17 protein-coding genes are annotated in these 13,649 nt (G+C 42.6%); 10 read left to right on the top strand and 7 right to left on the bottom strand.

The genetic code is table 11. The features are described from left to right. Positions 1-116: 116 nt before the first annotated feature. Positions 117-1,094: a tRNA (adenosine(37)-N6)-threonylcarbamoyltransferase complex transferase subunit TsaD gene (tsaD, locus tag PHE37_RS02820; protein WP_300008172.1), complete on the top strand. Its 978-nt coding sequence runs from the start codon at positions 117-119 to the stop codon at positions 1,092-1,094. A gap of 101 nt (positions 1,095-1,195) precedes the next feature. Beyond that, entirely contained in the window at positions 1,196-1,699 is a 504-nt protein-coding gene (tpx, locus tag PHE37_RS02815) for a thiol peroxidase (protein ID WP_299997513.1), read from the top strand. Positions 1,700-1,750: 51 nt separating this feature from the next. On the opposite strand, the gene PHE37_RS02810 is transcribed toward tpx, so the two are convergent. From PHE37_RS02810 to recA, 4 genes are read right to left on the bottom strand one after another with little or no spacing between them, the layout of a single operon-like run. Further along, positions 1,751-2,365 carry an AMIN domain-containing protein gene (locus PHE37_RS02810; protein ID WP_299997515.1) on the bottom strand — a complete coding sequence of 205 codons (615 nt, stop codon included), beginning with the start codon at positions 2,363-2,365 and terminating at the stop codon, positions 1,751-1,753. Between the two features lie 13 nt (positions 2,366-2,378). Next, entirely contained in the window at positions 2,379-2,663 is a 285-nt protein-coding gene (locus tag PHE37_RS02805; RefSeq protein ID WP_299997565.1) for a hypothetical protein, read from the bottom strand. Then, the gene (gene eno, locus PHE37_RS02800; RefSeq protein WP_299997519.1) at positions 2,663-3,931 is read right to left on the bottom strand and encodes a phosphopyruvate hydratase; all 1,269 of its coding nucleotides are present in this window, start codon (positions 3,929-3,931) and stop codon (positions 2,663-2,665) included. The genes PHE37_RS02805 and eno overlap by 1 nt, the downstream gene beginning before the upstream one ends. Beyond that, a complete protein-coding gene (gene recA / locus PHE37_RS02795; protein ID WP_299997568.1) occupies positions 3,928-4,965 on the bottom strand; it encodes a recombinase RecA in 1,038 nt (345 codons plus the stop codon). The genes eno and recA overlap by 4 nt, the downstream gene beginning before the upstream one ends. Positions 4,966-5,141: 176 nt before the next feature. Between recA and PHE37_RS02790 the strand changes: the two genes are divergently transcribed. The 5 genes from PHE37_RS02790 (at position 5,142) to ccoG (ending at position 9,489) form a co-directional block, all read left to right on the top strand. Continuing rightward, positions 5,142-6,005: a menaquinone biosynthesis family protein gene (locus tag PHE37_RS02790; protein WP_299997522.1), complete on the top strand. Its 864-nt coding sequence runs from the start codon at positions 5,142-5,144 to the stop codon at positions 6,003-6,005. A gap of 99 nt (positions 6,006-6,104) precedes the next feature. Next, positions 6,105-6,371, top strand: a complete 267-nt coding sequence (gene fliQ, locus PHE37_RS02785; RefSeq protein ID WP_299925735.1) for a flagellar biosynthesis protein FliQ — start codon at positions 6,105-6,107, stop codon at positions 6,369-6,371. 114 nt (positions 6,372-6,485) lie between these two features. Continuing rightward, positions 6,486-7,283: a UDP-N-acetylmuramate dehydrogenase gene (locus PHE37_RS02780; protein ID WP_299997563.1), complete on the top strand. Its 798-nt coding sequence runs from the start codon at positions 6,486-6,488 to the stop codon at positions 7,281-7,283. Positions 7,284-7,360: 77 nt separating this feature from the next. Further along, positions 7,361-8,026: a hypothetical protein gene (locus PHE37_RS02775; RefSeq protein ID WP_299997788.1), complete on the top strand. Its 666-nt coding sequence runs from the start codon at positions 7,361-7,363 to the stop codon at positions 8,024-8,026. Further along, on the top strand, positions 8,023-9,489 hold the full coding sequence (gene ccoG / locus PHE37_RS02770; RefSeq protein WP_299997785.1) for a cytochrome c oxidase accessory protein CcoG: 1,467 nt from the start codon (positions 8,023-8,025) through the stop codon (positions 9,487-9,489). The genes PHE37_RS02775 and ccoG overlap by 4 nt, the downstream gene beginning before the upstream one ends. Before the next feature lie 32 nt (positions 9,490-9,521). Here ccoG and PHE37_RS02765 read toward each other — a convergent pair whose 3' ends face one another. The 3 genes from PHE37_RS02765 to PHE37_RS02755 form a co-directional block, all read right to left on the bottom strand. Continuing rightward, positions 9,522-9,983, bottom strand: coding sequence for a heme-binding domain-containing protein (locus PHE37_RS02765; RefSeq protein ID WP_299997783.1), 462 nt, complete (start codon positions 9,981-9,983; stop codon positions 9,522-9,524). Positions 9,984-10,124: 141 nt separating this feature from the next. After that, the gene (gene purM / locus PHE37_RS02760; protein WP_299997780.1) at positions 10,125-11,120 is read right to left on the bottom strand and encodes a phosphoribosylformylglycinamidine cyclo-ligase; all 996 of its coding nucleotides are present in this window, start codon (positions 11,118-11,120) and stop codon (positions 10,125-10,127) included. Between the two features lie 65 nt (positions 11,121-11,185). Further along, entirely contained in the window at positions 11,186-11,389 is a 204-nt protein-coding gene (locus tag PHE37_RS02755) for a phosphoribosylaminoimidazole synthetase (protein ID WP_299997777.1), read from the bottom strand. Between the two features lie 158 nt (positions 11,390-11,547). Here PHE37_RS02755 and PHE37_RS02750 point away from each other — a divergent pair, with 158 nt between their 5' ends. The 3 genes from PHE37_RS02750 to dapF all read left to right on the top strand — a co-directional run bounded on the left by PHE37_RS02750 (position 11,548) and on the right by dapF (position 13,609). Then, the gene (locus PHE37_RS02750) at positions 11,548-12,102 is read left to right on the top strand and encodes a spermidine synthase (RefSeq protein WP_299997774.1); all 555 of its coding nucleotides are present in this window, start codon (positions 11,548-11,550) and stop codon (positions 12,100-12,102) included. 120 nt (positions 12,103-12,222) lie between these two features. Next, positions 12,223-12,828: a dephospho-CoA kinase gene (gene coaE / locus PHE37_RS02745; protein ID WP_299996970.1), complete on the top strand. Its 606-nt coding sequence runs from the start codon at positions 12,223-12,225 to the stop codon at positions 12,826-12,828. A gap of 31 nt (positions 12,829-12,859) precedes the next feature. Next, positions 12,860-13,609, top strand: coding sequence for a diaminopimelate epimerase (gene dapF, locus PHE37_RS02740; protein WP_299996967.1), 750 nt, complete (start codon positions 12,860-12,862; stop codon positions 13,607-13,609). Positions 13,610-13,649: the final 40 nt, after the last annotated feature.

Here is a 13,649-nt window from a genome sequence, read left to right as displayed (position 1 = left end):
GATGAGATTAAAAGCTCGGTGTGCTGTGCGTGGGCTTCCTGCCGAAGGAAACATAGCGTTAGCGTAGCCAAGCTGGGCTTTGCTCAGATGGCGTATAAAAAGCGAAGGATCATGCAATGATCCTGAGCATAGAAAGTTCATGTGACGACAGTTCAATTGCTATAACGGAAATAGCGACAAAAAAACTTATTTATCATAAGAAAATATCTCAAGAGTTAGAACATTCCGTCTATGGCGGTGTTGTCCCCGAACTCGCCAGCCGTTTGCATGCCGAGGCATTACCGCGTATTTTAGCGGAGTGTGAACCCTGGTTCGAGCAACTCAAAGCGGTTGCCGTTACCAATGAACCGGGATTAGGTGTAACCTTGATCGAAGGGGTTACGATGGCAAAAGCATTGAGTATCTCTCTTAATATCCCGATTCTTCCGATCAATCACCTCAAAGGACATATCTATTCTTTATTTATAGAAAAAGAAGCCCTTTTACCTATTTCGGTATTGCTGGTTTCAGGAGGGCATACACAGCTCATCGAAGTGAAATCGTATGATCATATGGAAACAGTCGCTACGACAATGGATGACAGTTACGGCGAGAGTTTTGATAAAGTAGCGAAAATGATGAGCTTGGGGTATCCGGGCGGGCCCTTGATTGAGAAACTTGCTGCTAACGGTGATGCAAGCCGAGTAACGTTTACAGTTCCTCTGTGGCAGTCACCTTTGATCGCGTTTAGCTATTCAGGGCTCAAAAATCAGGTGCGCCTTGCAATTGAAGCGAACGAAGCATCATCTTATCCGGATATTGCAGCGGCATTTCAACATACGGCGACGGAACACTTGATTCAAAAACTCAAAAAATATTTTAAATTGCATCCTCCGCATCGTTTTGCTATTGTTGGCGGTGCAAGTGCCAATCTTTATTTGCGTGAACGCGTAAGCGAACTGTTACGTCCACATAATGCAGAGATGCTTCTTTCAGAGCTCAAGTATTGTTCCGACAATGCCGCGATGATAGGGCGTGCTGCCCTTGAAGCTTATAGACTCGGTGCACAGTGTGATTATCATGCTATACCGATCAATCCCCGTTGTAAACTGTGAAATAGCTTAAACACAAACATCTATTACAGAATTCAGAGTTAAATTATCCGATTTAAAATATACTTCTTCATCAAATAAAAAAAACAAAAGAAGGAGCCAATATGGCAACGACAAAATTCAAAGGTACAGACGTAGAACTTCTAGGAAATGAAGTTAATGTTGGGGATAAAGCACCTGAAGTAACGGTTGTAAATTCAGCCGGTTTGGGCGACGTAGTAGTTGGTGGAGCGCAAGGCGTTAAGCAACTTATCATAGTTGTTCCTTCTTTGGATACAGGTGTGTGTGCTACTGAAACTCGTAACTTCAATGCAAAAGCGTCTTCAATCGAAGGTGTAAAAGCTACTATCGTATCTTTGGACTTGCCATTCGCTGCAGGACGTTTCTGCCAAGCTGAAGGGATTGATAAATTGACAGTATGTTCAGACTTCCGTAACAAAGATTTCGCAAATGCATATGGCGTATTACTTGGCGGTTCAGTACTTGCTGGTGTTACATGTCGTGCGATCTTCGCAGTAAACGAAGAAGGAATCGTAACATACAAAGAAATCGTTCCTGAAATCACAGAAGAACCGAACTACGACGCTGCATTGGCTGCCGTTAAATAATCTCTCTTTCTCTCCATTCGGAGAGAAACCTCTTTTCCAATCAGATTCTTTTTATTTACAAATAATACTAATAAACTCGTCCGTTTTACTCAAGCTATAACTGTAACGTCCGTCCAGTGTTATCGTCGCTCGCATAAATTTACCATGATTGCCTACAACGACATTGACATATGGAGAGGCACCTAAATCTTTTTGTGTTATTTTAAAAACGGAACTGTTTTTGAAATCAAGAACAATGCGATTTGGATTGCTTAACACAAAATGTCTCATAAGCGTATCAGATGTTTTAATGGAGAGGCGTTTTCCTTTTGAATCAAATCGGATAAACCCAAAGTCAGCAGAGCCGGAACCATCGGCTGTAGCGCGAGGGTTTGCGCCATTTCTGGTTTGAGAAATAGTTAGAGATTTATGCCAATCGATACTTTGATCAACCTCAATTTTACGGGTTTCAATACTGCCGTCGAGATTTTGAATTGTAAAGGTAACCTCTTTAAGAATACGTGCTTGATCTGGCAAAGTGTAGTTGACGCTCTGCAATTGAGGTTTATTATCAGGACAATTGGAGGTAATTTTTTCTTTTTTTGTTTCGTCCGCGGCAAAGAAAGGATTATCACGTGCTATCAAAGGTGCTAGGAGTATGAGAGACAGATAAAGTGATCGTTTCATGAGTCTCCCTGATTTATTGTGAGTCGGCATCGAGCTCTTTAAGCTCAAAATACTGCTTTTGCAAAGCAGCATTTTCAACTTTGAGATGTTCAATGTCTTCGCTGAGATAATTTTGACGCTCTTCGAGATCGAGTAAAACGCTTAATGAATTGTCACCGAAAAAGATGACACCCAAATAAATACCGGCAACCAAAACAAATCCCGCCGCAAGAAGGAATTTAGCGGTAGGGAGGCCAAAGTAGCGCTCGCTTAAGCTCTCTTTTTCCTCATGCAGCAGGGTATGGTCGTCTTTTTGCATCACTTGAAGAGGGCACTTCCTAAGTATTCGCCGTACATCACTTCGGTTTCTATTTCTAGAAGACGATTGTACTTAGCGGTACGTTCTCCACGTGCGGTTGAACCTGTTTTGATTTCACCGCAGTTAAGGGCTACTGCAAAATCGGCGATAAAGGCGTCTTCGCTCTCACCGGAACGGTGAGACATAACGCATTTATATCCGTTACGTTGCGCAAGACGAACGGTTAGCATAGTCTCGGAGACAGATCCGATTTGGTTCGGTTTGATGAGAATAGCATTCGCAATCCCTTTCTCTATCCCTTCTGCTAAAATGTTCGCATTGGTAACGAATAAATCATCTCCGACAAGCTGAATTTTGGATCCTAAACGCTCAGTCAAGATTTTCCATCCAGCCCAGTCATCTTCGCTCAAACCATCTTCGATCGATACGATAGGGTATTTGGAACAAAGATCGGCGTAATAATCAACCAACTGTGCAGAGGTAACGGTTCTGTTTTCGGAATCAAGACGATAACCGCCTTCAGTTACAAGTTCAGAAGCGGCAACATCAAGTGCAATAGCGATTTGTTCACCTGCTTTGTAGCCGGCTTTTGCGATTGCTTCCATGATAACTTGGATCGGTTCTTCGTTTGAACTCAAATCCGGAGCGAATCCGCCTTCGTCACCGAGCGCCGTATTGGCACCGCGGTCTTTGAGAATTTTTTTGAGATTGTGATAAACCTCTGCCGATGCACGAAGCCCTTCTGCAAAATCGCTAAATCCGATCGGCATAATCATATACTCTTGGAAGTCGACGCTATTGTCTGCATGGCTTCCGCCGTTGATGATGTTGAGCATCGGAACCGGAAGTACCATTGCATTCGCACCGCCAAGATAACGGTACAATGGAATACCGAGACTTTTCGCTGCAGCACGGGCGACTGCCATTGAAACACCTAAAACGGCGTTTGCCCCAAGGTTGCCATAGTTTTCTGTACCGTCGAGTTCTTTCATCACGGCATCAACCATTGCTTGATTGTAAGGGCTTAGTCCCATAATTGCTTCTGCAATCTCGGTATTGACATGTTCAACTGCTTTGAGAACCCCTTTGCCCATGTAGCGAGAATCTCCGTCACGAAGTTCTAATGCTTCCCGTTTACCGGTACTTGCTCCGCTCGGTACGACAGCACTTTCACGTGTGCCGTCACTTAATTGAACGGTTGCTTTTACTGTAGGGTTCCCGCGAGAATCCATTACTTCGATTGCACTTACTTCATCAATAAAAATCATTCGTCTACCTCACTCATTTCAGATTCATCCATTGCGATGATGCCGCTGACACCCATCGCCGATTTAATTTTTTCTTCGACTTTACGAGCCAATTCCGGCTCATCTTTAAATTTTTGTTTCACGTTTTCACGTCCTTGACCCAGTTTCACATCTTCAAAACTGAACCATGCACCGCTTTTATCAATGATATCCAATTTGACACCGTAGTCGACAAGTTCTCCTTCTTTGGAGATACCTTCACCGAACATGATATCAAATTCTGCTTGACGAAACGGCGGTGCCACTTTATTTTTAATTACTTTTGCTTTGACACGGTTACCGATTTGGCTTTCACCTTGTTTCAATGTAGCAATTTTACGCACATCGATACGGACGGATGCATAGAATTTTAGCGCATTCCCACCGGTTGTCGTCTCCGGTGAACCGTATCCCATCGTTCCGATTTTCATTCGGATTTGATTGATGAAGATAATGGTACAGTTCATCTTGTGCATGATACCGGTGAGTTTACGCAATGCTTTAGACATCAGACGCGCTTGAACACCGACTTGCTGGTCGTTCATCTCCCCTTCGATCTCCACTTTCGGTGTCAATGCCGCAACAGAGTCAATAACGATCAGATCAACGGCACCGCTTCTGACGATGGTTTCTACGATATCAAGCGCTTGCTCGCCGTAGTCGGGTTGGGAAACCAACAGGTTTTCTACATCAACACCGAGATTTTTTGCATATCCGATATCAAGTGCATGTTCGGCATCAATAAAGGCACAAATTCCGCCGTTTTTTTGACATTCGGCTGTGATCTGTAAACTAAGAGTTGTTTTTCCTGAACTCTCAGGGCCATAGATTTCGATAACACGCCCTTCGGGTACTCCGCCGATGCCGAGTGCTAAATCCAGACCGATAGAACCGGTACTGATTGAATTGATCGGCTCGATCTCTTTGTCGCCCAAACGCATCAACGTCCCTTTTCCAAAGGTTTTATCGATTTGTTTCATCGCGAGTTCAAGCGATTTAAGTTTGTTTGGATCCATCATGTGGTGCTCTCCTGAGACTAAAGTGTTTAAAATTGCGTCATAATATGACAAATTGAAATATATTTAAAAAATATGACAAATTGAAATATTAATAATTCACATTCTGGAATAGAGATATTTTAGCGTTATTTGGTTAAAATTTAATTGATATAGCTAAGTGAACAGGATTTTCAGTGAAAAAAATGGTGATAGCCCACTCTCCGGATGCAGATGACATTTTTATGTATTATGCAATCAAGTTTGGTTGGGTCGGGGATAGCAATATTCAGTTCGATAACATTGCATTGGATATTGAAACGCTAAATGTCGAAGCCCTAAACGGGACATACGATATCAGTGCCATAAGTTTCGGTCTATACCCTCATATCCGGAATGATTATGCCCTATTGCGAACGGCAGTGAGTTTCGGACAAGGTTACGGTCCTAAATTGATTCGTAAAAAAGATACCGTTCTTAAAAAACGGTTCAAAGTGGCGCTCAGCGGTAAATACACCACAAATGCATTACTGTTTCGTATCGCGTATCCGGATGCTAAAATAGTCTATATGAATTTTTTAGAGATTGAGCAAGCAGTTTTGGACGGAGTAGTGGATGCCGGTGTGTTGATCCATGAATCGATATTAGGGTATGACGAATCACTTGAAGTGGAACGGGAGCTGTGGGATGTATGGTGCGAGCTCTCCGGCGGCGAACTTCCGCTTCCTCTCGGTGGAATGGCAATCCGCCGTTCCTTGCCGCTGACATCCGCCATTATGTATGAAAATCTTTTAACCAAAGCGGTTCAGATCGCGAGAGACCATAAATCGAATCTTTCTAAAATGCTTATGGAGCGATCATTGGTCCGCATCGATGCACCGACATTGGAAAAATATTTAGAGTTGTATGCAAACGATGAATCGATTACGTTGAACGAAACTCAATACAAAGCCATTGAACTTTTGTTTGAACTGGGGCATAAGCATGGCTTCTTTGATGCTCAAATTAATCCAAAAGACTTTATGATTCCTCTTGAATATACAGAATTGAGGTACAGTTAGTATGAATGCGGTGTACTGCACGTGGGCTCTCTGCCGAGGAGAACTTAGCGTTAGCGTAGCCATCGGGACGAGTTCTGTTGGCGTAAGGATATCAAGATGATGCAAGAAGATTTGATCGGGCTGGGGATCGAGACATTTAAAATAGCGTTGATTTTAGCGCTTCCGGCATTGCTTGTCGGGATGTTTTTAGGGCTTGCGGTCAGTATTTTTCAAGCCACGACTCAGATCAACGAAATGACGCTGAGTTTTATTCCCAAAGTTATCGGAATTGTTATCGTCATTATTCTAACGATGCCGTGGATGATGAATGAGATGCAGGATTTCACGATCCGTATGTTTAATATGATACCTACCTTTACTCAGTAATTTTAGACGCCATCAGAACGCGTCCTGATGGCTACGATAACTCTGTGTTCTCCTCAGCGGAGGGCTCATGCGCGCTTGCGTGCTTTAACTGCACTTTTGGAGTAAGTTTCATTTATGAATACAAAAACCATCGATTTTTCCAAATTTAGTTCGATTCGGATCGGTCCGATTGTCGATGTGGCCCTAATTGAAAACGATGGTGTACCGGAGGGGCATTTTATCGTCGGAAGTGCTAATAATCTCCTAGTCTCTCCTACTCCTCCGCCATTAATGATTCTTTCCAAGCAATATGATTTTATCCGACTCGAAGAAGACGGGCTCCATATCGGTGCCGCCACACCGGGAGGGCGGGTGGTTTCCTTCTGTAAAAAGCACGACATCGCCCACTTTGAATATTTATCAAAGCTCCCCGGAACCCTCGGCGGAATGCTCAAGATGAATGCTGGGCTGAAAGAGTATGAAATCTTTAACCACCTCATTGCTATTCGTACCCAAAGCGGTTGGAAACAAAAAGGGGAGATTGAATACGGCTATCGTAAAACGTCAATCAATGAAGTGGTTTTTGAAGCCGTATTCGAAGCGCAAAAAGGGTATTCGGTTGAGCGGTACGAAATGTTTGCACAGATGCGCTCGAACCAGCCGAATGACCCGAGTGCGGGAAGTTGTTTTAAAAACCCGCCGAATGATTATGCAGGACGGCTTATTGAAGCGGTCGGATTAAAAGGAAAACGCGTCGGTGCAATGGCGTTTAGTGACGTACATGCTAATTTCCTCGTCAATACCGGCGGAGGGACGTATGCGGATGCATTAAGTCTTATAGAAGAAGCCAAAATTCGTGTAAAAGCACAGTTTAATATCGATCTGCAATGTGAAGTTGTAATCATGGACGGCAAAAACTTGACGAAAAAATAATCTTTTGTATTGACTTTCATCGTCATAGTTGATAAAATGACGATGAAATTAAACATTGCAAAGGATTTAAGCATACAATGACCGTCAGTTATATCCGTCCCGATAAAGATTTCGATGGTGTTTATGAGCAGCTTAAATTGATTAACGGCTATGCCGATCAAAAAGAGATTGCTATCCAAGAAGAGTTAGTCGATCAGACCTCTCAGAATAAACGGATAGCCGATCGACACGAAGTGGTTCGATTTTTTCGCTCACTCAACGGAGATACTTTAATCATTTACGATACATGGACATTAAGCAGCTATATCGAGGATTTGGTTCAAATGTTTAGCTGTCTACTTAAAAATGACAATACCATACATTTTGTCAAACCGGGAGTGGTAATCGACCGTAAAAGTGATACAATGGTCGTTTTAGGTCTTATTGATCAATTACGTCAGGTCCTCCAAGATGATGCCAAAAAAGGGATCGGAAGACCAAAAGGATCTAAATCATCTTCAAAATTCGATATGTATTTAGAACAAATTATCGATTTATTGAAGAAACGAAAAAGTGTGAGCGAGATTGCACGAGTGTTGGGGGTGAGCCGAAGCTCGCTGAAAGACTATATCGAATCGCGTGAACTTAAAGAAGTTGTGAGCGGTGTAATCGGCATCGGAGATGATGTTGATGCGGAAGCAATGGTTATCGGTACGATCCGATGCCCGAATATTGAAATTAATTCGAAGGAAACAGTGTTATGAGTGAAGTAGTAAGTCCTCAAGGAAAAGAGTATCTGTCAGGGTGGACACCGTGGCGAATTAGACGGTATTGGTTTTACGGACTGATTACGATTTTCGCTCTAGCGGTACCATGGATAAGAGTGGGTGGAAATCATCTCTTTTTGTTGAGCTTTGATAAACTTAAACTCCATTTGATGTTTATTCAATTTGATATGCAAGAGCTCTATTTGATGCCGTTTTTGCTGATGATACTCTTCATCGGTATTTTCGGTATTACCGTTTTGGGCGGACGGGTATTTTGCGGATGGATGTGTCCACAGACTATTTTCCGTGTCGTTTACCGTGATCTTATTGAAACAAAACTCTTAGGACTTCGTAAACGGATCAAAAATAAACAACAAGAGCCGGATTACTCTAAATTTGAGAATAAAATCAAACGCGTGGTCGGTATTTTGTTATGGACCGGATTGGCGTTTATTGCAGCGGCAGATTTGATGTGGTACTTTGTTCCGCCGGAAGATTTCTTGGCATATATTCAAAATCCGATGGATCATACCGTACTTGTCGGGTCGATTCTTGGAATCGTTGCCTTTTTGGTGTATGACGTTATTTTCTTACAAGAGAATTTTTGTGTCTATGTATGTCCTTACTCCCGTATTCAATCGGTATTGTACGATGAAGATACCGTAATGGCGATCTATAATCCAAACCGCGGCGGAGACATTTATAATGAAAATAAAGAGAAATTATTCACCAAACAAAAAGATTTATTATCAATTAATCCAAAAGCCGAATGTACTACATGTGAAAGCTGTGTAACGGTATGTCCGACCCATATCGATATCCGTAAAGGGCTTCAGCTTGAGTGTATCAATTGTTTGGAATGTGTTGATGCATGTACTGAAGTCATGGGTAAACTCGGAAAACCGAGCCTCGTTGAATGGTCGAGTGAAAAAGAGACACTCTTTATGAAAGGGAAAACTCATTATTTCCGTCCGAAAATTATAGGGTATATGGCAATCTTAATCATTGTCAGCGTTATTTTGGGGATGATGGGAAGCAAAAAAGAGTACATGCTCCTTAATATCAACAAAGAAAACCGTTTGTATTCAATTAATAAAACAGACGATGGAAAAGTACGTGTTGATAATGCCTATACGTTCTTGGTACAAAATACGTTGAATGAAGATCATGATTATTATTTTGATGTAATTGCTCCTGCCGGAATGGAAGGTAAAATCAAAATCGGTGAGCCTGAAAAACCGTTCAAAGTGAAACCGGGTATTGTTAAGAAAAAAGTGGTTGTTCTATATACCGATGAGATGTTAGTTAAAGATGACCGTAAAGATACGGTTATACCGATTACAATTCGTGCATATGCAACGGATGCAAAAGACAAAGTGGTTGTCACTCGCCAATCGACCTTTACTTTCCCGCGAGAAGATCTTGTGGAAGAAGTAGAAAAAAATAAAGGAGAAGACTAATCTTCTCCTCTTTTAAAGTGGAGAAGTTAGGATTATTTTTCTTCTCCCTCTTCAGCACCTTCTTTTCCCTCTTTACCGAATGTTTTTTCCAAACCGCTGATTAGCTCTTGTTTCTCAGTACTGCTGAGTCTGGCTTCAGGGTGCGTAGGGAGGAAAAACCATGGTGGCATATCCCCTTCACGTACCTCTTTGGCGGCATCTTTACCTTCATTTTTCTTTTGAATTCCCCACATTGAGACATTGAAATGTTCACGGCCTTCATCGACATCACGCGCCAAGAGCCATGATACAGGGGCGACATTACTGTACCAAGGATATTTGGTCTCATTGGAGTGGCAGGCGGCACATGCACGGTTGAAGAGCTCTTGTGTCCGCGGCGAATCCCACTGCGGTTCGCTCATAACAGGGGGGTTAGTATGATCTTTGCCATATGGGATAAACTGTATTCCTACAGCGATTGCTATTGCAGCGATTGCAATGGTTTTTACCTTCATTAAAAATCCTTTTAACATAGAGTAATAGAATAATAATATATAAACACAAAAGAAATGTTAATAGAAAAAGAACAGCTTTGTTTTAAGGAAGAGAAGAAGACCCATCTCAAAGAGCAAAGATGGGAGGAAAAAGGCGTTTAGTTAGACGAGTACCGCTTCACGTGGACCTTCTTCGAGGTGACCGATAATATAGCCGTCTGTAGATGCTAGTACATCTGCTACATCTGCTTCTTTGACAACGAGGATCATCCCGACACCCATATTGAACGCACGGAACATTTCTGAGCGTTCGACGTGCTGGCCGATAAGTTCAAAAATCGGTAATACGCGGATTGAAGATTCGGTGATAACGGCACGCAACCCTTCCGGTAGTACGCGAGGGAAATTTTCTACGATTCCTCCGCCGGTGATGTGTGCCAATGCTTGAATTTTAGTTTTGAGTGCTTTAAACGTTTTGACATAAATACGTGTCGGAGTGAGAAGGGTTTCGATGAGTGGTTTTCCTTCGAATTCATCTTCAAACTTCATCCCCATTTTTTCAAACAATACTTTACGGGCCAATGAGAATCCGTTTGAATGCAAGCCGGAACTTGGTAGAGCGATGAGGACATCCCCTGCATGCACTTTATCACTGCGGTCAAGTTCACTTTTTTCTCCGATACCGACGGCAAATCCTGCCAAATCGTAATCATCGGAGTGATACATTCCAGGCATTTCTGCCGTCTCACCGCCGATGAGGGCACATTCAGCCTGACGGCATCCTTCAGCAATACCGCTAACTACGGCTGTAGCGGCAGATACATCGAGCTTGCCGGTTGCATAATAATCGAGGAAAAATGAAGGGGTTCCAAAATTACAGATGAGATCGTTAACGCACATCGCGACCAAATCGATACCAACAGTATTATGGATACCTGAGTCGATGGCAAGTTTGAGCTTAGTGCCTACACCGTCTGTTGCGGCAAGCATAACCGGTTCACGGTAGCCTGTAGGGAGTTCAAACGCTCCCGCAAATGATCCGATTCCGCCTAATACGCCGGGGATAGCCGTCGATTTAACGAGTGGTTTGATATTTTCGACAAAACTGTTACCTGCATCGATATCGACACCGGCATCTTTATAGCTGATTTGACTCATGAAGTCCCTCATCTGTTGTAATGAGGGAATTATATCAGATGAGTTGTTAGGGGAAATTTAGGGGATTAATCTTTTTGGGGGCATTTGCCAAAAACTTTTTTGAAAAACCATAATGAAGGGCAGAAATCAGTCAATGCCCATGCCACGATCATGACGATAACAAACGTTTGAATAATGACACCCCACTGCAAATTCCCGGTTGCAAACAATACCATCGCGATTGTCAAGACGATTGCCATCAAAAAACGTTGAATTTTTTCAGCACACATTATAACTCCATTCTATAATAGGATTAATTTGGTAAAATTATATCAAAAGCGGATAGCAGAAGCTTTAATGTAGAAAGATAGCTGGAATATTCAAACCCTTTTAATCTCAGCGTGTTACAATCGCTCAAAAATTCCGTAAAGAAGAGATAACGCAACTCATGAAAACATTTATTTATCCCGAAATGATGGTACACGTCCCTATGTGTACGCATAAAAATCCTACTTTCGTTTTGTTAGCAACGGAGAATAGTGATCTGTTTGGAGAAGAGCTTGGCCGTTATCGTGATATTCATTCAGTAGTTGTGGAAAGCGGCAATTTGCTTGAATCGTTACGAAACGTAGCAGACAAAACGCTTGACGTCGCTATGATCGATACCCTAAGCAGCGATAGTGCCGTATTGGCACATATAAACCGTATTTTAAAAGATGACGCTCTTATGGTTATAAAGCATCCTGATTTGGATGATGTAAGTGCAAATACAAATCTGATGCAGATTTTAGGAAATTATTTCAAAATCATTATGCCGTATCACCTAGAAGACGGTTCTACTCTCTTGTTGTGTTCAAAAGAGTATCACCCGACGGCAGATTTGATTTTGCAACGCAGCGATTTACTGGAAGGGCATCAATACTATAATTGTGACATTCATGTTGCCGCATTTGCGATGCCGCAATATGTTCGTAAAAATTATTTGGGGATTATCCGTAACTAATGGCTTTTGAGTATCATCTTTTTTATCACGCCATCGGAACACGTCCCGATAGCTACGCTAACGCTAAGTTCTCCTCGGCGGAGAGCCCACGCGCAGTAAACCACGCTATTCGAGATAATTATGGCATTTGAATATGCCATTGCACTCACGGGAGGGATCGCAACAGGTAAAAGTACGGTTGCATCTTTGCTGGGTCTAAACGGTTTGCGTATTATCGATGCCGATACTATTGCACATCGTATTTTGGATGAAAACAGCTTTTGGGTAGCCGAACGGTTTGGTGGTGACTTTGTCAAAAACGGAAAAGTAGACCGTCCTGCATTGGGCAAAATAGTTTTTGCCGATCCGGAAGCCAAAAAAGAGCTTGAAACTTTTTTACATCCTAAGATACGGGCAGCTATTGAAGAGCAAAGTGAGAAACAAGACCGTCTTAAATATCCCTATTTGATCGATATTCCCCTTTTTTTCGAGACATTATCCTATCCGATACAAAATTCTGTCGTTGTTTACACCCCTAAAGCATTGCAACTGGAGCGTTTTATGAAGCGAAACGGTTTTTCGGAAGAGGAGTCTCTTCGACGTATCGAGAGCCAAATGGATATAGAGGAGAAAAAAGCCCGTGCGACATGGGTGATCGATAACTCCTCCAATTTAAAACACCTTCAGAGTGAGTGTGAACACTTTGTCGAAACAATTAAAGCTCTCTATCCCGCTCCTAAGGTATAATTACACTTATTATTAATCCCAAAGGATTACCATGCTTCAAATTGCCAAATATTGTGCAAGCGGCAACGATTTTGTCATCTTTCATGCTTTCCAGGGCGCGGATCGATCCGGACTTGCCCGAACGCTGTGTGACCGCCAAAACGGTATCGGAGCAGATGGATTGATTGTCATTCTTCCGCATGAACAGCATGATTTTGAATGGGAATTTTACAACGCCGATGGTTCTACCGCTTCGATGTGCGGAAACGGAAGCCGCGCATGTGCCCATTATGCGCATCGTTTCGGTTTGGCAGGTGAAAAAATGGAATTTTTGACGGGTGCTGGCGTTATCAAAGCTGCCGTTGAGGGGGATATGGTTCAAAGCGACTTGACTCCGCCGCTTGTTATCAATGACGCTATCTCAGAGTATGAGATGACGTGGTGGCTTCTCGATACAGGTGTTCCTCATCTTGTAACATTCGATGCCCACATGGATAACTTTGATATTGCGATGGCGAGAGAGCTTCGTTATAAATACAATGCCAATGTCAATATCGCTCATGTCGAGAGCAATGGGGCTATTCGTGTCCGTACCTATGAGCGCGGTGTAGAAGATGAGACGTTAGCGTGCGGAACAGGGATGGCTGCGTGTTTCTATCGCGCTTCAATCGAGGGGATGGTTGCGGATAATGCTCGTGTGTTTCCTAAAAGCGGAGAGACACTTTATCTGGGACTTGATGAGGGGACGATAACGTTCAAAGGGGAAGTTAAAGGGGTTTTTGAAACCATTTGGAGAAATTAATACTTACTTTCTTTTCTTGTCACCAAGAAAAGAAACAAAA

Source organism: Sulfuricurvum sp. (assembly GCF_028681615.1).
Classification (GTDB): domain Bacteria; phylum Campylobacterota; class Campylobacteria; order Campylobacterales; family Sulfurimonadaceae; genus Sulfuricurvum.
This window is presented reverse-complemented; position numbering and strand designations above follow the sequence as displayed.